The organism is Consotaella aegiceratis, assembly GCF_036541425.1.
Lineage (GTDB): Bacteria > Pseudomonadota > Alphaproteobacteria > Rhizobiales > Rhizobiaceae > Consotaella > Consotaella aegiceratis.
This window is the reverse complement of the sequence record NZ_JAZHFT010000010.1, coordinates 1-20051: the sequence shown is the minus strand read 5'-3', so window position 1 is coordinate 20051 and position 20051 is coordinate 1. Positions and strand designations below refer to the sequence as shown.

Genomic DNA, 20051 nt, shown 5'->3' with positions numbered 1-20051 from the left:
GCCGAAGCATGCCAGTGCAAACCAGAGGCGGAGCGTCGGCTTCGCCCTCTACCGGCACCCACCGACAGCGGCTCGTACACACCTGGCCGCTCTGGCTTGGCGTGATCACGCTTTTCGGCCTGTGGCTCAGTCCGCTGGTGGCCCTGTCGCGCAGCGCGTTCTCGGCCCACATGATCCTGCACCTGGGGATCGTCACGGTGGCCTCGCCCTTAATCGCCATCGGGCTCATGCGCAGTCGCCTCGACATCGGCTTTCTGTCGCCCGGCTTGAAGTCGGCGCTGGCCGCCTCCGCCTTCGACATGTTCGTGGTCTGGGCCTGGCACGCGCCGAGCCTGCATGAGGCTGCGGCTCGTCATACGCCGGTGTTCATCCTGCAGCAGGCGAGTTTCCTGGCGGCCGGGCTTCTGGTCTGGACTATCAGCTTCGCCGGTCGCTCCAAGGCCAATGCGGCGCTCGGCGCGTTCGCCATGCTGACGACCTTCATGCACATGACGATGCTCGGTGTGCTTCTGTCGGTCGCGCCCGATCTCATCTATGCGCCAGACGTCTGCGTCGGCGCCTTCGGCTTCGCGCGGCTCGACGACCAGCGCTTCGGCGGCGTGCTGATGGCGGTGTTCGGCGGCCTGCCCTACATGATCGGCGGTCTCGCCCTGGTGGCCCGCGTGCTGAGCGAAGAAACCGCCGGAGAGCGTCCATAATCGACCGTTCGCTCCGCGATCGGCGGCGCCGTTCATGTTTTCGCCGTGCTGCCGCGCTCGTGCCGTTTATTCGACGGGATGCCTCGCCAACAGCCGTTCGACATCGGCCAGAACGTGCTCGGCGACTGCCTTGGCTGCCGAAACCGCCTCCGGCGACATTGCCGCGCCGGGCTCGAACGACGCGCCTTCCACCGCATAGACGATGAGGCGGCCCGGCGTCCGCCCCAATACGCGCGCCAGTTCGACCGCTTCGGGCAGGCCAAAGCCATGGCTGGAGGTCTGCGCCAGCGCCTGCAGATCGGCTCGCCCCCCATGCGTCAGGTCGAAGCGATGGATGTGGCCGGTTCCGCTCTCGCCGCTTGCGGCGTCGATGCAGATGACGGCTTCGAACCCCTGCCAGTCGTCGATCAACGCCAGCATATCGCCTTGACGCGCTCGAACGACGACTCCCGAAGGCGCCCTGCCTTGAAGCATTTGGGCGACGGCGGGCCCCACCCCGTCGTCGCCCGCCCCCGGATTTCCGATCCCGAGAACGAGGACGGCACGCAGTCCCGTGGCGGCCTCGTCCATCCCCTCACCTCCGGTGAATCGACAGCTTGAGGAAATGCGTCGAGCACGAGATGCAGGGATCGTAGTTGCGGATCGTCTGTTCGCACAAATGCCGGATCACCTCGTCCGGCTGATCCAGGACGGTGCCGGCGGCGGCGGCGAGATCGGCCTCGACGCTCGGCTGGTTCTGCGATGTCGGCGGCACGATGCGCGCCCGCTCGACCGTGCCCTCGGCATCGAAATCGTAGCGATGCCAGCAGATGCCCCGGGGCGCCTCGGAACAGCCGAAACCGGTGCCGGCGCGCGGCTCGACCGGCTCGAAAGCCCGCTCCGGCGGCCGATAGGCTGCGATCAGGCGCAACGCCTCGTCGCAGGCGTAGACCGTCTCGATGGCGCGCACGACGATGCTGCGATACGGGTTGCGGCAGACCGGCTCCAGGCCGACGTCGCGCGCCAGCGCCTGGATCCAGTCGGGCAGCCGGTCGAAGTTGAGCGAATAGCGGGCGAGCGGTCCGACCAGGTAGGCACCCCGCGCCTTGATCATCGAATGCAGCGCGGTCGACTGCGGCATGTGCCGCTCCTCGAACGCGCTCTCGTAATCGGCGATGTCGATGTCCACGCCCTGGCTGGACACCAGCCGGCCCTCGCCGATCGCATAAACGTCCGGATGACGCATCGCGACGAATTCGTAGTCCTGCTTCAGATCGGGAAACTCGAAGCCCGCGACCCAGCGCACGATCTTGACGGCGACGTCCCGCCCGCGCTTCAGCTTCTCTTCGAAGGGCCGCAGTTCGGCGCGTCCCGGCACCCGGTAGAACCCGCCCGGGCGCATGCTGACAGGGTGGATCTCGCGGCCGCCGATGAGCGACATCAGTTCGTTGCCGGTCTTCTTGAGCTCCAGGCCGGCGGTCACCAGCGCGCCGTGGTCGCGCGCCATCTGAATGCCGTCCGGATAGCCGAGAAAGTCCGGCGCATGCAGCATCAGCACGTGCAGCGCATGGCTTTCGATCCATTCGCCACAATAGATCAGCCGCCGTAGTGCCTTGATCTGGCCGTCGACCTGCACACCGAAGGCGAACTCGGCGGCCTGGACCGCGCCCGTCTGGTAGGCGATGGGGCAGATGCCGCAGATGCGCGCGACGATGTCCGGCAGCTCCATATAGGAGCGCCCGCGCAGGAAGGCCTCGAAGAACCGCGGCGGCTCGAAGATCCGCAGTTGCGCGGTGGTCACCTTGCCGCCCTCGACCTCCAGATCGAGCGCCCCCTCGCCTTCGACGCGCGCCAGATAGTCGACCGTGATCCGCTTACTGGACATGGACTTCGGCCTCCTTCCGGAAGGGCTCGGCCGCCGCGTTGAAGGTTTGCAGGGCCCGGTAGATCTCCCTCTGGCTGGCGCCGAGCGCCCGCCATTGCTCCGTCAGCGCCGCCATGTTCGGCGTCTCCATCGGGCCGAAGCAGCCGTAGCAGCCGCGCCGATAGGCCGGGCACAGGGCGCCGCAGCCGGCATGGGTCACCGGGCCGAGGCAGGGCGTGCCCTGTACCATCACGCAGACGGTGCCGCGCTGCTTGCACTCGATGCACACGCTGTGCGCCGGCGTGGCGGGACGCCGCCCGGCCAGGAAAGCCAGCACGACCTCGACCAGCTGGGTCTTGTTGACAGGACAGCCGCGCAACTCCCAGTCGACCTTCACATGCGCCGAGATCGGCGTCGAGGTGGCCAGCGTCGAGATGTAGTCGGGATGGGCATAGACGGCGGCGACATAGTCGTCGGCATCGGCGAAGTTCTTCAGCGCCTGGATCCCGCCCGCCGTGGCGCAGGCGCCGATGGTGACGAGCGCGCGCGACTGCGCCCGCACGGCGTGGATGCGCTCGGCATCATGGGCGTTGGTGATCGATCCTTCGACCAGCGACAGGTCGTAAGGCCCATCCGAGATCGCGCTGGAGGCTTCCGGAAAGTTGGCGATGTCGATCGCCGCGGCGAGCGCCAGCAGTTCGTCCTCGCAGTCGAGCAGCGAGAGCTGGCAGCCGTCGCAGGAGGCAAACTTCCACACGGCCAGCCTGGGGCGTTGCTGGTTGCTCATCTCACACCTCCAGCACCGTGAAGATGCCCGCCACCTTGTCGTAGCGCAGCACCGCGCCGTCCTTGCACAGGAAGTGCGGTCCGAACTGGCAGTGGCCGCACAGGCCGATGGCGCACTTCATGTTGCGCTCCATCGAGACATAGATCCGCTCGCTGGGAAAACCGGCCTGCAGCAGGCCGGTCACCGAAAAGCGCATCATCACCTCCGGTCCGCAGACCAGCGCGATGGAGCGAGCCGGATCGAGATCGAGGCCGGGGATCAGCGCCGGGACGACGCCGACATGGCCGTGCCAGGCGACGTCGGCATGGTCGACCGTCAGCGCCACCTCGACGTCGTATTTGCGGCTCCAGGACTCCACCTCCTCGCGATAGAGGATGCCGGAAGGGCTGCGGCTGCCGAACAGGATGACCACCCGGCCGTAGCGCGTGCGGTTGTGCAGCGCGTGGTAGATCGCCGGGCGCAGCGGCGCGATCCCGAGACCGCCGGCGATCACGACGAGGTCGCCGCCTTCGGCCGCCTCGACCGGCCAGCCGGTTCCGAACGGCCCGCGCACGCCGACGGCCGCGCCGGGTTCGAGCCGCGCCAGGGCGTTGCTGACGGCACCGACGTCGCGAACGGTGTGCGTGAAGGTCGATTCGTTCTCGCAGGAGCCGCTCATGCTGACGGCGACTTCGCCGACGCCGAAGGCGTAGAGCATGTTGAACTGGCCGGGCTCGAAGGATAGCCGCCGGCCGTGTTCCGGCATGAGCTCCAGCGTCACCGTGTCGGGCAGCTCGCGATGCATGCGGCCGACGCGATAGAGCTGCGGAACGAAGGGATCGGCAACGAATTCACCGGCCATCTCAATGCGTCCCGTAGACGTCCATGATCTGCAGTCGGGTCGCGTGCAGACGGTTGACGAAGATCGGCAGGAAGCGCGTCATGATCTCGTAGCCGAGATCGTGATCTCTGTCGCACTTGGCGCGCAGGCATTCGGCATCAACGCCGATCGCCCGCGTCGGCTCGACCGCGCGCGCATCGAAGATCTTGCGATAGGGCGCCACCAGCCAGGATGCGCCGACCACCTGGCCGGGACCGAGTGTCTGGAACACGATCGGGCTCTGTCCCGGCGGCACGATTTCGAGCGCCACGACGCCATCGCGGATCAGATAGAACTCGTTGGCGGGATCGCCCTCACGGAACAGATACTCGCCTTCCTTGCTGTAGTGGTTGCGGGCGCAGCCCGCGAGGAAGCCGATCTGCTCGGCGTTCAGTCCGTCAAAGAAGGGATGCTCCCTGATGATCTCCTCAAGACCTTTCATGCTGCTTCTCCCTTTGCAACATGCGGGGCGGCGCGGATGGCGGCAGCCTCCTCGGTGATGTCGATGCCGACCGGGCACCAGGTGATGCAGCGGCCGCAGCCGACGCAGCCGAAGGTGCCGAACTGGTCGATCCAGTTGGCCAGCTTGTGGGTCATCCACTGGCGATAGCGCGACCGCGTCGAATGGCGGACGCCGTGGCCGCCCTGCATGAAGGAATAGTCGAGCGTAAAGCACGAATCCCACCGGCTGCGCCGCTCGGCCCGCTCGCCGGTCAGGTCGGTATGATCCTCCACCGTGGTGCAGAAGCAGGTCGGACAGACCATCGTACAGTTGCCGCAGGCCAGGCACCGCCCGGCGATGTCGTCCCAGCGCGCGTGCTCCAGATTGAGCTGCAGAAGCTCCTTGAGGCCCTCCGTCTTCAACGCGCGGCCCATCTCTTCGACCGCGTTCTGGACGGCGGCCTTGGCGGCGGCGAGATCGCCGTCGGAGGTCGGGCGGGTCGGAATCTCGTGCAGGACATCGGCGCCGATGCCGCTGCCGACCTCGACCAGGAAGTCGTGGCGCATGGGATCGACCAGTTCGGTCAGGCAGAGGTCGTAGCCCGCATCCGCCCGCGGACCGGTCTTCATCGAGGTGCAGAAGCAGGTCGCGCGCGCCTCGCCGCAATTGATCGCCACCAGAAAGGCGTCGCGACGGCGCGCCTCGTAGGCCGTATAGAGCGCGTGCGCGCCGCGAAAGATGCGGTCCTGGATGGCGATGGCGTGGAGGTCGCAGGATCGCACCCCCAGGAAGGCGTATTTGTACGGCCGGTCCTCGCGCGGGATGACGGTCATGCCATCATCGCCCCGGTGCGTGGCCCACAGGGTCTCCACCGGCGGATGCAGGATGCGCTTCCAGGAATGCGGACCGACGGTGAAGCCGAACAGGGCTTCGTCGTCGCGGCGTTCCAGCCGATAGCCGCCGGGCTGCTGATGCTCGGTCCAGCCGCGCGGCAGCGCCCCGACATCATCGATTTCGTCATAGACGATCGCTCCGTCGCGAACGGTCGGTCCCATCACCTGATAGGCACGACGGACGAGAGCGTTGATCAGCGCCTGAAGGCCGTCACGATCGATGACGACAGGCATACCTCCGCTTGCCACGGGCTCCCTCCCTTTTGCGAGCACACGGCTGATCGATTGGCTGTCGTCGGGGCCATTCCGTTTCCTCCCGGCGCCCCGACTCCAGCAGTTTTCATATTTGATCCGCAATCGTCAGCGGCTTTGACGCAGATCAATTCCAGTTGTCCGCAACGCTTAAGGCCAATTGTTGTGCGGGATGATCAGATTTCATCGAAAAAAATCGGCTTCCTTAGCAAGGCGCGCGCACGTCTTTACTTTTCCATGCGGCAAATCGAACCGTCACGAACAGAGCGTTTCTTGCAGGGTGACGCATCCGAACAGCCGTCGCGGCGCTTTCGGACGGCGGGAAATCGCGTGTGTTGCGTGGGTCGACGCCGCATCCCGAAGCGAATCGGCTCGGCCAGCCGACTCCGCAAAAAACGCCGGCCAGGGGCTCTCCCCGACCGGCGTTGGCTGTTTCCGGCAACGGCTTTACGGCCGCCGCACCACCCCGTGCGAGGGGGTGAAAGACGAGGCCAGCGGTTAGGCTGCGGCCTTGGCCTTGGCGTTGATCATGCCCAGCAGCGTCTCTGTGTCGCGGGTGAAGAGACGGATGCCGTCGGCGAACTTCTCGGTCGCCATGGCGTTCTCGTTCATCTCCCAGCGCCAGGACGCCTCGGTGTAGCTCCGACGCGACAGGCTTGGGTCCTTCACTTCCGCCGCGAGGACGCGCTCGACCTCACCCTCGGTCTGCTGAAGCTGCTGGAGCAGCGTCGGGGAGACGGTCAGGCGGTCGATGCCGGCGAGGCCGAGCACCTGCTCGACATTGCGGAACGAGGCGCCCATGACGATCGTCTCGTAGCCGAAGTTCTTCATGTAGTTGTGGATGTTGCGCACGCCGACGACGCCCGGATCGTTGTCCACGCTGTCGATCTTGGTGCCGTGGCCCTGATACCACTCGGTGATGCGGCCGCAATAAGGCGAGATCATCACCGCGCCGGCGTCGGCGCAGGCGATCGCCTGGGTCAGGCTGAAAATCAGCGTCGAGTTGACGCCGATGCCGAGCTTGGTGAGTTCCTCGGCGGCCTTGATGCCTTCCCAGGTCGAGGCGACCTTGATCAGCACCCGCGAGGTGTCGATGCCCTCTTGCTTGTACATGTCGATGATGCGCTTGGTGCGCTCGACGGTGGCCTCGGTGTCGAAGGACAGACGAATGTCGACTTCGGTCGAGACATAGCCCGGGACCACCTCGAGAGCCGCCATGCCGAAAATGATCGACAGGCGATCGAGGGCCAGATCGGCCATCTTGACCGGATCGCTCTCGCGCTTGGAGGCCCAAGCAACGGCATCATCGATCGTATGGGCATACTGCGGCTGGCTAGCGGCGCGATAGATGAGCGTCGGATTGGTCGTCGAATCCTGCGCGTTCAGCGCCTTCATCACCGAAAAGTCGCCGGTATCGGCAACGATGACGGTATGTTTCGCAAGACCAGAAAGTTTATCGGCCATTTTGGTTCTCCACCTCTTGATTTATAACTCTGTTCCAGGCGGCCATCAGCCGTTCCTGGCGTAAATCTGCTTCGAGTATTCTTACGTTACGGTGACTATTTGCGTCCCAGGCAAAGTTCTCCGCAGCCGTACAAGGCCTGTCCGACAAATGCCATGCGGATCGCGAGTGGTGCTCGCCAGATAGGTCATCACAGACGACAACGGCTGGGCGCCACCTCCCGCAAACGGGCAAACATGGATCTCAAATCGACTCATAAGCCTTCTCGAGCAGTTTCACGAAGCAGGTCGAAACTGCATTTGAGGGCCTTTTAAACCGATTTGGTTCGCGAGAAAAGTGACATACATCAAATTGTGCCGCTTTTCGCGTCGTCTGGTGGACAAGACGTCAAGGCGGCGCGCCGATCCGAACCGATCGTCATCCCGACCCGTGCGGTGCACCATGCAAGCCGACGGATTTCGCCACCGAATGGTATCGCGGCGACTCCGATAGATATTGCATGTATTTAAATAACGCAGCGCCCACCGAAAAGCACTGATCCATCGTCCATAGTAGCATCGGCCGTCGGCGACGACCTCTCGCATCCAGCGTTCTCGAGAGACTGCAATTTTGCGCGAGCACCCGGACCAGGCCGGATGGGTGTGTCGCTCTGACACACACATTCCGCCACGCGCCAAGGATGTCGTGCGAGGCGCGACACCCGCCTTCCGCTTATGCGACTCGCGCGGCGGCGATCCTACGGCCGGCCAAGAGATAGCCGTACCAGGCGAGCGCCAACAGGGCGAAGGCGACCATCGTGACCGCCATGGCGTGGCCGCCGACGGCAGTGGACAGCGCCGCGCAGATGACGCCGGCAAAAGCTCCCGACACCATCTGCGAGAAGCCCAGCAGCCCGGACGCGAACCCCGTCAGATTGGGCAGCGGCTCCAGTGCCCGGCTGGCGATGGTCGGCATGATCAAACCGAAACCGAAGCTGGAGCACGCCAGCAACGCAATGCCGATCGCCGCCGCATGGTCGAGATCCGGCCCGACGAAGAGCAAAGCGCAGTCGGCGGCCACCATCGCAACAATGCCGACGCCGATCAGGCGGTCCTGGAGACGCGTGCGGGCAGCCAGTCGGCTGTTGATCGAGGTGCCGATCATTGCGCCGATCGTCGGAATCGCGAATAGCGCGCCATAGATGCGCGGCGAGACATCGAGCGTCTGTATAAACAGCAGCGGCGAGCCGGTGACGAAGCTGAACAGCACGCCCGCGCAGATGCTCGCCAGCAGGATATGGCGTCCGGCGATCGGATGCCGAGCCACCGTGCGATAGTTCTGCCAAAGCCGCATTGGCCGCAATGCATCCGGCGTCTTCTGCCTTATCGTCTCGTCCAGGCACCAGACGCACAGCAACAGCGCCACCCCGACTGTCAGCATCACTCCATAGATGCCGCGCCATCCGGTCAGCGACAGCACGAAACCGCCGATGGTCGGCGCGATCATCGGCATCACGCTTTGAATGAGCATGATGAGCGAGATCTTACGCTGCGCGGCCGCACCTTCGAAGAGATCGCGCACCATCGCGATGGTCAGCGCCATGCCGCTGGATGCGGCGAAGCCCTGGACAAGTCGGGCGCTCAGCAGCAGGTGCGCCGATGGCGTCACAAGACAGGCGAGCGACGTGGCGGAGTAGAGCGCCAGGGAACAGAGGACGACAATGCGGCGCCCGAACCGCTCAGAAAGCGGGCCGTAGACGAGCGGCCCGGCCGCAAAGCCAATCATGAAAAGGCTGACGGTCAACGAGATCGTGGCCTGCGATGTGCCGAGCGACCGGGCAGTCGCCTCGTAGGCCGGCAATCCCATATCGATCGACAGCGGCGGCATGGCGCATAGCCCCGCCAGAAGCAGAGTGAAGGAAATGGAATTGGGTTTGAACATGAAGGGACAGCCTTATCCGCGCTGAACCGGTATCGCCTCCCAAAAGTGAGTTATCAATCGAAACATCACTTTTCAAGCGCGAAGAGCGGTGATCACGAAATCGAGCAGGCGTTCGGCGCGGACCGTTCGATCGATCGCCGGATCACGCTTCAGCAGACGGAGAACCGAAATCGGATCGAGCACGGCCATCAAGGTCTCCGTCACACTGAAGCTCGTCGCCACCGGATCGCCATCGGCGAATTCACCGGCGGCGATGCCGTCACGAATGACGCTCTCGAACCGGCCGCGAAGATCCTCGCCGAAACGGTCCGCACTTGGCGGATTGTTGAACAGCGTGGCCATGAAGATCTCGAAGATGAAGGGATTCTCACGGATCATCCGATCTTGCCGCGTGGTGACCAGCCGCACGATCGCCTTCAGGCGATCGGATGCCCTGCCCTCGACCGGCAGGGCATCCAGGGCCTCGGTGGTTTCTTGGAGATTGCGCCCGGTGATCCCGTCGACCAGACCGAGCTTGCTGGTGAAATGCTTGTAGATGTTGGCTGGCGACATACCCGTCGCGGCAGCGACGTCGGCGATCGTCGTCTTGTTGAAGCCGCGTTCGCGAAACTGCCGCTCGGCCTCATTCAGAATCTCACGGCGGGTATCGGCGCTCGGATGCCAGCGGCGGCGGGTCATGACACTCCCGATCGGACAGACTTGGGTGATGTCGCGATACCGCTTCGGAAGCGTCGCGAACAAGAGCAGTCGGCCACTCGACCGGCGGCACTGGCCGTCCGAAGCCGCGGGCGCGGGCTGAATTGCAAGCCTCCGCCAATCAGCGGAGCCTTTTCAAGGCGACACGGCGGGAGGCTGCTCGACGCCGCGTCTGGCCGAGGATCCGACGCGAATCCTACAGCCGCCAAAAGAACGGGGACGCATGTCGATACATACGTCCCCATCGATATCATCGCGGAGCACCATGCCCCGGATCGACGCGGCCTATGCGCCGGAGGCCGCCAGGGCCGCGTTCACCTGCTCCAGCGTCTCGGCAGCGATGACCGTGTCGGCGATCGCGCGGGCCTTGGCGCGGTCGGTCTTGCGCACGGCCGCCTTCACGGCCGCCACCTGGCCGGCGTTCATCGAGAACTCCGACAGGCCCAGCCCCAGCAGCAGTTCCGTCAGCGCCGGATTGCCCGCCATCTCGCCGCACATGGCGGCCGGAATTCCGGCCTCCTCGGCGGCGCGGCACGTGGCGGCAATGGCTCTCAGAACCGCCGGCTGGTGATAGTCGACGAGATTGGCGACCGCGCCGTTGCCCCGGTCCGCCGCCATGACGTACTGGGTCAGATCGTTGGTGCCGATCGAGAAGAAGTCGACGTGCTTGGCGAGATCGGCCGCGCTCATCACCGCCGCCGGCACCTCGATCATGATGCCGACCTGCAGGTCGCTCACCGTGACGCCGTCCTTGGCGAGCGCCTCGCGCTGCGCCGTCAGCCGCGCCTTGGCTGCCTGAAATTCCTCGACGGTCGAGACCATCGGGAACATCACGCGGATCGCGCCGTCATGCTCGGCTGCTGCCCGCAGGATCGCGCGCAGTTGGGTGTCGAGCACACCCGGATGCGCCAGGCACAGCCGCAACCCCCGAAGCCCCAGGAAAGGATTTTCCTCCGCCTCCTGCTGCAGCGCCGGCAGCGGCTTGTCGCCGCCGATGTCGAGCGTGCGGATGACCAGCGGCCCACCCGCGAGAGCGGCAGCGATGCGGCTGTAGACGCCCGTCTGCTCGTCCTCGTCGGGCAGCGTCTCGCGGTCCATGAACAGGAACTCGGTCCTCAGCAGACCAACGCCCTGGGCGCCCTTTTCCAGAAGTGGCTGGGCGTCCGCCTCACCGGCGATGTTGGCGAGGATCTCGGGCTCGTAGCCGTCCACCGTCACCGCCGGCGCCTTGGCCTCGGCCGCGAGCTTCGCCTGCTCCTCGCGCCAACGATCGCGATCAGCCGCATAGCGCGTCACCGTCTCGTCGTCGGGCGCGGTCAGCACCTTGCCGGCGAAACCGTCGAGCACCACTGTCGTGCCGTCGGAAAGGTCCTTGAGCGCGTCGCCCAGGCGCACCACGGCCGGGATCCCCAGCGCGCGTGCCAGAATGGCGCTGTGCGAGGTGCGCCCGCCGCGCCCCAGACAGAGGCCCAGCACCTCGGCCGGGTCGAGCGCAGCGGTGTCGGAGGGGACCAGATCGTCGGCCGCCAGGATGACCGGCTCGCCGAACTTGAGCGACTTCGACTGCACACAGCCCATTTCGGTGAGGACGCGGGCGGCGATGTCGCGGGCATCGGCCGCGCGAGCCTGGGCGTATTCCTCTTCCATCGCCTGAAAGGCGTCCGCCAAGTCCTTCATCTCGTCGGCGAAAGCCTGTTCGGCGATAGCGCCGTCGCGGATCCGCCGCTCGACATTTTCGAGCAGGCCTGGATCGCCAAGAAGCTGCAGATGCGCCTCGAAAATATCCGCATGCTGACGCCCGATGCGGGCACGCGTCTCCTCCATCAGGGCGTTGAGGGCCTCCTTCGAACGCGACAGCGCATCGGTCAGCTTGGCGCGCTCGGCCTCCAAGCCCTGATGGTCGTGGTTTGGAATCTCCGGCAGCGCGGCCACGAGATGGCGCAGCGGCCCGATCGCAATGCCGTCGGCGGCGGCAATGCCGGCGAGCACGCCGTCGCTGCTTTCGGAGGGCGCGGCTTCGGGCGTTTCGGCCGGCTTCTCCGCCTGGGCCTTCACCGCGGCGGCATCGGCAGCGACGTCGTCGCCGAAATCCTCCGCGCAGAGCGCCTTGAAGTTCTCAACGGCAGCAGCGGCGTCCGGACCCTGCGCCTCGAAGCGAATCGCCTGATCGTGACGGATGCCGAGCCGCGCGATCTGGTTGAGGCTGATCGCATTGGCGCTTTGCTCGCCGCGCTTCAGCGTAAAGCGGCCCTGCAGGCCAGCCAGCGACGACACGATGCGCGCCGCCGGGCGGGCATGAATGCCGTGCGGGTTGCGCACCGTCCAATCGGCGCCCAGCACCTCGCCATCCATGGCTGGCTCGGCCCCGGCCGCCGGCGCAGCCGCGCCCTCGTCCACCGTCTCGCCGATCTGCTCCTGCTTGGCGACCAGCGAGCCCCGCGCCTCGTCCAGCATCTGCGCCATCGGCAGACCGGCTGCGGCGGCTGCGGCGGCCGCCACGACGCCTTCGACCAACGGAGCGGCGGATAGCGTCACCTTCTCGGCCTGCTCGGGTCCGATCAGTTCCAGCGCCATTTCGGCAGACAGCAGCGCGCTGCCCTGATCCATGAAGACCAGCGCATCGCCGTCCGCCAAGGCCTGCTCCAGCGCCTCCATGACCAGGACGGCGTCGGTGCCGAGCGCCTCCTCGTCCTCGGAGACGCCGGCCGCCGTATAGATCGGCACCTTGCCCTGCGTCATCAGCCCGGCAAGTTCCTTGACGCCCGCCGCCAACTGCCGACTGTGCGAGACGATGACGATGGAGGTCATGCCGCCTCCGACTTCAACGTCTCCGCAAGCGACTGGACGATGATCAGCGTGGAGGCCGCGCCCGGGTCGACATGACCGGCACTGCGTTCGCCGAGGTAGCTCGCCCGCCCCTTGCGCGCGACCATCGGTGCCGTAGCCTCGACCGCCTCGACACCACGCTCGGCCATCTCGGCCACCGCGTCGGCTTCGCCCTTGCCGGCCTCGACCGCCGCCTTCAGGGTCTCCAGCATCGGCCACCAGGCGTCGCACATGGTCTTGTCACCGGGATTGGCCTTGCCGCGCTCGACCACGCCGGCGACGCCCTTTTCGAAGACCTCGATGAGATCCGCGCCGGACAGTTCGGTCTTGGCTCCGGCCGCCGTCGCGGCACGCAGGAACAGGGTACCGTAGAGAGGGCCGCTCGCGCCGCCGACGCTGGACAACAGTGTCATGCCGGTGGTCTTCAGGATCGTGCCGACGTCCTTGTCTTCCACCGTCGGCAGCTTTTCGACGACCTTGTCGAAGCCGCGCCGCATGTTGAGGCCATGGTCGGCATCGCCGATCGCCTGGTCGAGCCCGGTCAACCGGTCCTGGTTCTTGACGAACTCTTCACGGCAACGACGCAGCCAGGCGGCGGTCATCCCATTGGTCAACATGCTGCTCTCCTTGTTCCAAGACACCGCTGCAGTGGCGAGGACCGAGGTTCAATCCGGGATCGGTGCGCGAGCACGCCCATCGATCGTGGTCCGTTCAGCGGTTGTGGGGTTGGCTTTTCCGCTTACTCAAGACGGCCGGTGCGGCGTCGGTTCACGCCACACCAGCACGCCAAACCGTTGTCACCTACCAGTGCATGGCCGGGGTCGCGACCGGCGCATCCCACAGCTTCACCAGTTCGTCGTCGAGTTTCAGAACGGTGATCGAGAACCCTTCCATGTCGAGCGACGTGCAGTAGTCGCCGACCAGGTTGCGCTCCACCTTCAGCCCGGCCTTCTCGCACTCCTTCACGGCCGCCCGATAGACGCCGAAGAGTTCCGAGGACGGCGTGCCGCCCAAACCGTTGACGAACAGGAGCACCCGGTCGCCGGAGTTGAGGTCGGCGACCTTGGCCTCGGCTTCGTCCCAGGCGCCGCTGTCGCGGTTCCAGGTGCGGCGCGTGCGGCTGTAACCGCCGTTCGACAGAAGCTCCTCGAACACCTTGGCGACCAGCGGGTCGACGCTGGAATATTCGGCGCGGCCGATGCCCGGCTCGCCATGGATTCCGACGCCGAACTCGACCTCGTTCTCGGCCAGTTCGAAGGACGGCTTGCCGGCCGCCGGCACGGTGCAGGCCGACAGCGCCACGCCGAACGAGCGCATCTGATCGACGATGGTGTTGCCGAGCGTCGCGCAGGCATCGAGATCGCGCCCTTCCGCCGCCGCCGCGCCGACCAGCTTCTCCACCAGCACGGTGCCCGCGACGCCGCGCCGGCCGGCCGTATAGAGGCTATCCTTCACCGCCACGTCCTCGTCGACGAGCACCGAGGCCACCTGCGTGCCCGCGTCGTGGGCGAGCTCCAGCGCCGTCTCGAAGTTCAAGACGTCGCCGGTGTAATTCTTGATGATCAGAAGCACGCCCTTGCCGCCGTCTGCGGCCATGGCGCATTCGAGCACCTGATCGGGCGTCGGAGAGGTGAACATCTCACCGGGCACCGCGCCGTCGAGCATGCCCGGCCCGACCAGGCCGGCGTGCATCGGCTCGTGGCCGGAACCGCCGCCGGAGACCAGGGCCACCTTGTCGCTCACCGGACCGTCGGAGCGCACCACGAACTTGGGATCGTAGTTGACGCGCAGGCTCGGATAGGCCGCGGCCAGTCCTTCGAGCTGCTCGGTCACCACCGCGTCGACTTCGTTGATCAGCTTCTTCATGGCTATGCTCTCCCATACCGCGGTCGAGCCGTTTGCGACCGCTGCCTTTTGTCATGGACCCGGGAGACGCCCGGCCGGCGGCCGGACCTCCCATTCGATTCGATCATATCAACCGCGTCCGGCCGCCCGGAATACGCCACCCGCCCTTCCGAACAGCCGCACCAGCACGGTCGCTTCGACCGCCACGCCGATTGGCCGGACGGACGCTGCAGCGATCCTCGCTCCGGCCATCTACACCCTTCCCATCGACTTTTAAATCGATTTGCGTCAAGGCGACCTATCGTCTCGCGGCCTCTGTCGCCACGATCTATCTCAATGCGCGACGAGATAACGCACCGGCTCGGCACTGTCGAGCGACGGACCGCCAGGCTCGGCTGCCGAACGGCGTCAGCCGGCATTCTCGGGCCGCGTGAGCGGCCAAGGGTTGAATCGACCTGCCCGCGCCCTCAGCCGAGCACGCGGTCATAGTCCGAGACCAGCAGATGCAGCGGCGCCTCGTCTTCCTCGATGTTGGAAAACCGGCCGATCGGATCGCGGAACACGTTGTCGGTCATGTCGTCGTTGACCGTCGAGACCTCGCCGATCAGCACATCGGCACCCTCGCCCCAGAACGCGTGCCACACGCCGGGCAACAGCGTCACGCTCTCGCCCGGCGCGAGCTTCAGATGGCTGCCCGCCTTCATCCGCCGCACGACGCCGTCCGTCGGCACCGACACCTCGGCCGTCTCGTCGACGCTGCCGTCGGGGTTCGACATGAAGAGTTCGAGCACCAGCGTGCCGCCGCCGCGATTGATGATGTCCTCTGCCTTGATCACGTGCCGGTGCATCGGCGAGAGCTGGTCCTGCCGGCTGATCATGATCTTTTCGGCATAAAGCATGCCGCTCCCGCGGGTCAGATCCTCGGCCCGGCCGTTGCGCACGGTGAACAGGAAGAGGCCGAGTTCGTCGAACTTGCCCTGGCCGTAATCGGTGATGTCCCAGCCGAGACGCGCGTCGACGATGCCGCCGATGTCGCCGCGCCGCGCCTTCATCTCCTCGGGCGACAGATAGGCAAAGGGTGGCATGACGTAGCCGAACGAGCGGATGAAGGCATCACCCTCGCGGATGATGTCGTTGATACGCGAACGTTTCATGGGATCAGTGACCTCCGACCTGAATCGTTACCGCTGTCGCGCGCGGCGCGTCCGCCGTCAAGGGAAACGTCGCGCAAGCGGTGAAGCGGCCGTCGCCTCCTCCAGCCGCCGACGGCCGCTCAGTCGCCGGCCACCGCCACACCGCCGCCAGCCGAACCGGCCTCGATCAATGCATCGATCAGACGATGGGCCCTGAGCGCCTCGCGGCCGGTGACGCGGGGCGCCCGCCCCTCGTCCAGCGCATCGAAGAAATCCGCAAGCACGGCACGGTGCCACCGATAGGGAAAATCCATGGGGTTCGCGCCCGTCCCCTTGGTCGCCGCATCGGGCGCCACGGTCTCGGTCGATCCGTCGTGATAGGCGAGCGTCAGCGACGTGCCGGAGATGACGGCACTGCCCTTCTCGCCGATCATCTCGATGCGCTCGGGATAGCCCGGATAGGCGGCCGTGGTCGCGTCGATGACGCCCAGCGCGCCATTGGCGTAGCGGACGGCCGCCGTCACCATGTCTTCCGTCTCCATGCGATGCAGCGGGCTGGTGGTGGCAAAGCCGCGCACTTCGGCAACCGGCCCCGTGAGGCTCAGCATCATGTCGAGGGTATGAATGCCCTGGGTGAGCAGTACGCCGCCGCCGTCGCGCGCGAACGAGCCGCGCCCCGGCTCGTCGTAATATCTCTGCGGCCGCCACAGCCGGATGCCGGTCGAGCAGCCGGCGATCGCGCCGAGACGACCCTCGCGCAGCCGTTCAGCCAGCACCTCGCCCGCCGGCCGGAAGCGATGCTGGAGCACGATGCCGAGCGCCACGCCGGCGCGTTCGCAAATCTCGACCAGCTCAGTCGCCCGCGCCGTCGTGATCTCCAGCGGCTTTTCCAGGAGAACGTGCTTTCCCGCCTCGGCGCAGCGCCGCACGATGTCGAGATGCGTGTTGGGCGGGGTCAGTACGATGACGCTGTCGACGCTGTCGTCGGCCAGGATCGTCTCGAGGCTGTCGCAGGTCGGAAAGGCAAACCGTTCGGCAAAGGCCTCGCGCCGCGCCGCCGTCGGGCTGAACGCATAGGCGACCTCGACGCGGTCGGAAAGGTCGCGAAGGCTCGCCGCGTGGCTGTCGACCACCATGCCGAGCCCGATGAGCGCCGTCCTTCGTTTGCCTGTCGACATGATCCGTCCTTCGCTTGTCGCCTGCCGGCATCGCGGCCGCGTCCTTTGCGCCACGATCCGGCCGGTGTATATCGATTGCACGTCGGCCTTATGGCCGCAAAAACCCGGCCGGCTCAAGCCGATCGAAGCCAGGTTGCCCCTTGCATCCGCGCCTGCGAGCGACGATAGACGGAAGAAAACGCTTCCGCGTCATCGATTTGTTCGAGCGGAGCATAAACGACCCGTCAGCGAGGACAGCTCCATGCCCCCCTATCGCTCACGCACGACCACCCATGGCCGCAACATGGCCGGCGCCCGTGGTCTGTGGCGCGCCACAGGCGTCAAGGACGGCGACTTCGGCAAGCCGATCATCGCCGTCGTGAACTCGTTCACCCAGTTTGTGCCGGGCCATGTGCACCTGAAGGATCTCGGCCAGCTGGTGGCCCGCGAGATCGAGCAGGCCGGCGGCATCGCCAAGGAGTTCAACACCATCGCGGTCGACGACGGCATCGCGATGGGTCATGACGGCATGCTCTATTCGCTGCCCTCGCGCGAACTGATCGCCGACAGCGTCGAATACATGGTCAACGCGCATTGCGCCGACGCGATGGTCTGCATCTCCAATTGCGACAAGATCACGCCCGGCATGCTGATGGCCTCCATGCGCCTCAACATTCCGGTGGTCTTCGTCTCGGGCGGCCCGATGGAGGCCGGCAAGGTCAAGCTGTCGGACGGCAAGATCCACGCCGTCGACCTGATCGACGCCATGGTCGCGGCCGGCGACGACGCGGTCGCCGAGGCCGACGTGCTCGCCTACGAGCAGAATGCCTGCCCGACCTGCGGCTCGTGCTCGGGCATGTTCACCGCCAATTCGATGAACTGCCTGACCGAAGCGCTCGGCCTGTCGCTGCCCGGCAACGGCACGACGCTCGCCACCCATGCCGACCGCAAGCGCCTGTTCGTCGAGGCCGGCCATCTGATCGTCGATCTCGCCCGGCGCTATTACGAAGAGGACGACGAGAGCGTTCTGCCCCGCTCGATCGCCGACAAGCCTGCCTTCGAGAACGCCATGTCGCTCGACATCGCCATGGGCGGCTCGACCAACACCGTGCTGCACATCCTCGCCGCCGCGCAGGAAGGCGGCGTCGACTTCACCATGGACGACATCGACCGCCTGTCGCGGCAGGTGCCGTGCCTGTGCAAGGTCGCGCCGGCGGTGGCCAACGTGCACGTCGAGGACGTGCATCGGGCCGGCGGCATCATGTCGATCCTGGGAGAGCTCGACCGCGGCGGCCTGATCGCTCGCGAGCAGCCGACCGTCCACGCTACCACGATGGGCGACGCGATCGACCGCAACGACATCACCCGCACCAATTCCGAAAGCGTCGCCACCTTCTACAAGGCGGCGCCGGGCGGGGTGCGCACCCAGATCGCCTTCAGCCAGGAATCGCGCTGGAAGGAGCTCGACCGCGATCGCCAGACCGGCGTCATCCGCTCGGTCGAGCATCCCTTCTCCAAGGATGGCGGCCTGGCCGTGCTGAAGGGCAACATCGCGCTCGACGGCTGCATCGTGAAGACCGCCGGTGTCGACGAGTCGATCCTGAAATTCTCCGGCCCGGCGCGCGTCTTCGAAAGTCAGGACGCCACGGTGAAAGCGATCCTGTCGAACGAGATCAAGCCGGGCGACGTCGTCGTCATCCGCTACGAGGGTCCGCGCGGCGGCCCCGGCATGCAGGAGATGCTCTACCCGACGAGCTACCTGAAGTCGAAGGGTCTCGGAAAGGCGTGCGCGCTGATCACCGACGGTCGTTTTTCCGGCGGCACCTCGGGGCTTTCCATCGGTCACGTCTCGCCCGAGGCGGCCGAGGGCGGAGCCATCGGCCTGGTGCGCGAAGACGACACGATCGAGATCGACATCCCGAACCGGACCATCCATCTCGCCGTCGACGAGGCAGAGCTGGCGCGCCGACTGGCCGAGCAGGACGAGAAGGGCTGGCATCCGGCGGAGCCCCGCAAGCGGCAGATCTCGGCCGCTCTGCGGGCCTATGCGGCGATGACCACCAGCGCCGCCAAGGGCGCCGTGCGCAAGGTGTGACGACCGGCCGCCTTGCGCATCGGCTCCGTTCTTGCCGATGAAAGGCAAAACGGTTTTGACAAGGAGGTGACGTCATGAGTCCACGCATCGCCGTCATCGGCTGCGGCAACTGGGGCCGCAACCATATCCGCACGCTCAAGGAGATCGGCGCGCTCGCAGCCGTCGCCGATCAGGACGCCGAGCGGGTCAAGGCCTTCGGCGAGCAGTTCAACGTCTCCGCCCTGTCGCCCGACGAGGCGATTGCGGCCAAGGACATCGACGCGCTGGTGCTGGCCCTGCCAGCCCAGGCGCACGGGCCGACCGCCCGCAAGGCGATCGCCGCCGGCAAGGACGTGCTGATCGAAAAGCCGATCGCGCTCGATCCGGCCGATGCCGAGGCGACGGCCAAGGCGGCAGCCGACCACGGCCAGCTGATGATGGTCGGCCACGTGCTGCGCTATCATCCGGTCTATCAGCGCTTGGCCGAGGCGATCCGCGAGGACCGCATCGGCCCGGTGCGCCACATCATCGCCAACCGGCTCGGCCTCGGCCGCTTCTTCACCATGGATGCGGTCTGGGATCTCGCGCCGCACGACCTGTCGCTGGTGCTGCCGATCGCCGACGCCATGCCTTCCAAGGTCGAGACGCTGCGCCGCACGGTGCTGGGCGACGATACCGACGCCGCCGACATCGCGCTGGAATTTCCGAACGGCATCACCGCCGAGATCCACGTGTCGCGCGTCTCGCCCTATCGCGATCGTCGCTTCTCGGTGATCGGCGAGGATGGCATGATCGTCTTCGACGATCTCGCGCCAGAGGGGCAGAAGCTGGCGCTCTATGCCCATCGCGTCTGGCGCACCGGCGACCACTTCTCCTTCGAGAACGCCAATCCGGTCTATCTGCCGGTCGAGCCGGGCCTGCCGCTCGACCGCGAACTCCGGCACTTCATCGATTGCGTGGCCCACCGCCGCCAGCCGGACACCGGCCCGGCTGAGGCGGTGGAGACGGTGCGCATCTTGAGCCAGGCGTCGCCAGTAATACCGCTGAGCCTATGAAGTGACCGCCTTGATCCAGGGATAGTTGCAGAGCGAGATGATGCGCTCAAGATTTTCGGTGGCGCGGTTCCAGGCTTGGCAGCAGGCGTCGATGATGGCGGCCTGATCG

The 20051-nt window shown here is 66.2% G+C and carries 17 protein-coding genes; 3 read left to right on the top strand and 14 right to left on the bottom strand.

Going from position 1 to position 20051, the window contains the following annotated elements:
- Nucleotides 1–8 precede the first annotated feature (8 nt).
- Nucleotides 9–698, top strand: coding sequence for a cytochrome c oxidase assembly protein (locus SMD10_RS09115; protein ID WP_331685372.1), 690 nt, complete (start codon nucleotides 9–11; stop codon nucleotides 696–698).
- A 66-nt stretch (nucleotides 699–764) separates the two neighbouring features.
- On the opposite strand, the gene SMD10_RS09110 is transcribed toward SMD10_RS09115, so the two are convergent.
- From SMD10_RS09110 to SMD10_RS09045, 14 genes are all read right to left on the bottom strand, one after another.
- Nucleotides 765–1268: a hydrogenase maturation protease gene (locus SMD10_RS09110; protein WP_331685371.1), complete on the bottom strand. Its 504-nt coding sequence runs from the start codon at nucleotides 1266–1268 to the stop codon at nucleotides 765–767.
- Between the two features lie 4 nt (nucleotides 1269–1272).
- The gene (locus tag SMD10_RS09105; protein ID WP_331685370.1) at nucleotides 1273–2562 is read right to left on the bottom strand and encodes a Ni/Fe hydrogenase subunit alpha; all 1290 of its coding nucleotides are present in this window, start codon (nucleotides 2560–2562) and stop codon (nucleotides 1273–1275) included.
- Nucleotides 2552–3328: an NADH-quinone oxidoreductase subunit B family protein gene (locus tag SMD10_RS09100; RefSeq protein ID WP_331685369.1), complete on the bottom strand. Its 777-nt coding sequence runs from the start codon at nucleotides 3326–3328 to the stop codon at nucleotides 2552–2554. The genes SMD10_RS09105 and SMD10_RS09100 overlap by 11 nt, the downstream gene beginning before the upstream one ends.
- A gap of 1 nt (nucleotide 3329) precedes the next feature.
- The gene (locus SMD10_RS09095) at nucleotides 3330–4169 is read right to left on the bottom strand and encodes an FAD/NAD(P)-binding protein (RefSeq protein ID WP_331685368.1); all 840 of its coding nucleotides are present in this window, start codon (nucleotides 4167–4169) and stop codon (nucleotides 3330–3332) included.
- Between the two features lies 1 nt (nucleotide 4170).
- Nucleotides 4171–4629 carry a cyclic nucleotide-binding domain-containing protein gene (locus SMD10_RS09090; protein ID WP_331685367.1) on the bottom strand — a complete coding sequence of 153 codons (459 nt, stop codon included), beginning with the start codon at nucleotides 4627–4629 and terminating at the stop codon, nucleotides 4171–4173.
- Entirely contained in the window at nucleotides 4626–5771 is a 1146-nt protein-coding gene (locus tag SMD10_RS09085; RefSeq protein WP_331685366.1) for a 4Fe-4S dicluster domain-containing protein, read from the bottom strand. Before SMD10_RS09085 ends, SMD10_RS09090 begins: the two co-directional genes overlap by 4 nt.
- Before the next feature lie 501 nt (nucleotides 5772–6272).
- Nucleotides 6273–7238 (bottom strand): transaldolase, encoded by a 966-nt coding sequence (tal, locus tag SMD10_RS09080; RefSeq protein ID WP_331685365.1) that lies wholly within the window; start codon nucleotides 7236–7238, stop codon nucleotides 6273–6275.
- Nucleotides 7239–7947: 709 nt separating this feature from the next.
- Nucleotides 7948–9156 carry a multidrug effflux MFS transporter gene (locus SMD10_RS09075; protein ID WP_331685364.1) on the bottom strand — a complete coding sequence of 403 codons (1209 nt, stop codon included), beginning with the start codon at nucleotides 9154–9156 and terminating at the stop codon, nucleotides 7948–7950.
- 72 nt (nucleotides 9157–9228) lie between these two features.
- On the bottom strand, nucleotides 9229–9834 hold the full coding sequence (locus tag SMD10_RS09070; RefSeq protein ID WP_331685363.1) for a TetR/AcrR family transcriptional regulator: 606 nt from the start codon (nucleotides 9832–9834) through the stop codon (nucleotides 9229–9231).
- A 303-nt stretch (nucleotides 9835–10137) separates the two neighbouring features.
- On the bottom strand, nucleotides 10138–12660 hold the full coding sequence (ptsP, locus tag SMD10_RS09065) for a phosphoenolpyruvate--protein phosphotransferase (RefSeq protein ID WP_331685362.1): 2523 nt from the start codon (nucleotides 12658–12660) through the stop codon (nucleotides 10138–10140).
- Nucleotides 12657–13295 (bottom strand): dihydroxyacetone kinase subunit DhaL, encoded by a 639-nt coding sequence (gene dhaL, locus SMD10_RS09060; protein ID WP_331685361.1) that lies wholly within the window; start codon nucleotides 13293–13295, stop codon nucleotides 12657–12659. The genes ptsP and dhaL overlap by 4 nt, the downstream gene beginning before the upstream one ends.
- Nucleotides 13296–13479: 184 nt before the next feature.
- The gene (gene dhaK, locus SMD10_RS09055) at nucleotides 13480–14544 is read right to left on the bottom strand and encodes a dihydroxyacetone kinase subunit DhaK (RefSeq protein ID WP_331685360.1); all 1065 of its coding nucleotides are present in this window, start codon (nucleotides 14542–14544) and stop codon (nucleotides 13480–13482) included.
- 446 nt (nucleotides 14545–14990) lie between these two features.
- A complete protein-coding gene (locus SMD10_RS09050) occupies nucleotides 14991–15677 on the bottom strand; it encodes a D-lyxose/D-mannose family sugar isomerase (RefSeq protein ID WP_331685359.1) in 687 nt (228 codons plus the stop codon).
- Nucleotides 15678–15796: 119 nt separating this feature from the next.
- Nucleotides 15797–16834 (bottom strand): Gfo/Idh/MocA family protein, encoded by a 1038-nt coding sequence (locus SMD10_RS09045; RefSeq protein ID WP_331685358.1) that lies wholly within the window; start codon nucleotides 16832–16834, stop codon nucleotides 15797–15799.
- Between the two features lie 241 nt (nucleotides 16835–17075).
- Here SMD10_RS09045 and ilvD point away from each other — a divergent pair, with 241 nt between their 5' ends.
- Nucleotides 17076–18908 carry a dihydroxy-acid dehydratase gene (ilvD, locus tag SMD10_RS09040; protein ID WP_331685357.1) on the top strand — a complete coding sequence of 611 codons (1833 nt, stop codon included), beginning with the start codon at nucleotides 17076–17078 and terminating at the stop codon, nucleotides 18906–18908.
- 74 nt (nucleotides 18909–18982) lie between these two features.
- Nucleotides 18983–19942 (top strand): Gfo/Idh/MocA family protein, encoded by a 960-nt coding sequence (locus SMD10_RS09035; RefSeq protein ID WP_331685356.1) that lies wholly within the window; start codon nucleotides 18983–18985, stop codon nucleotides 19940–19942.
- The last annotated feature ends 109 nt before the right edge of the window (nucleotides 19943–20051 follow it).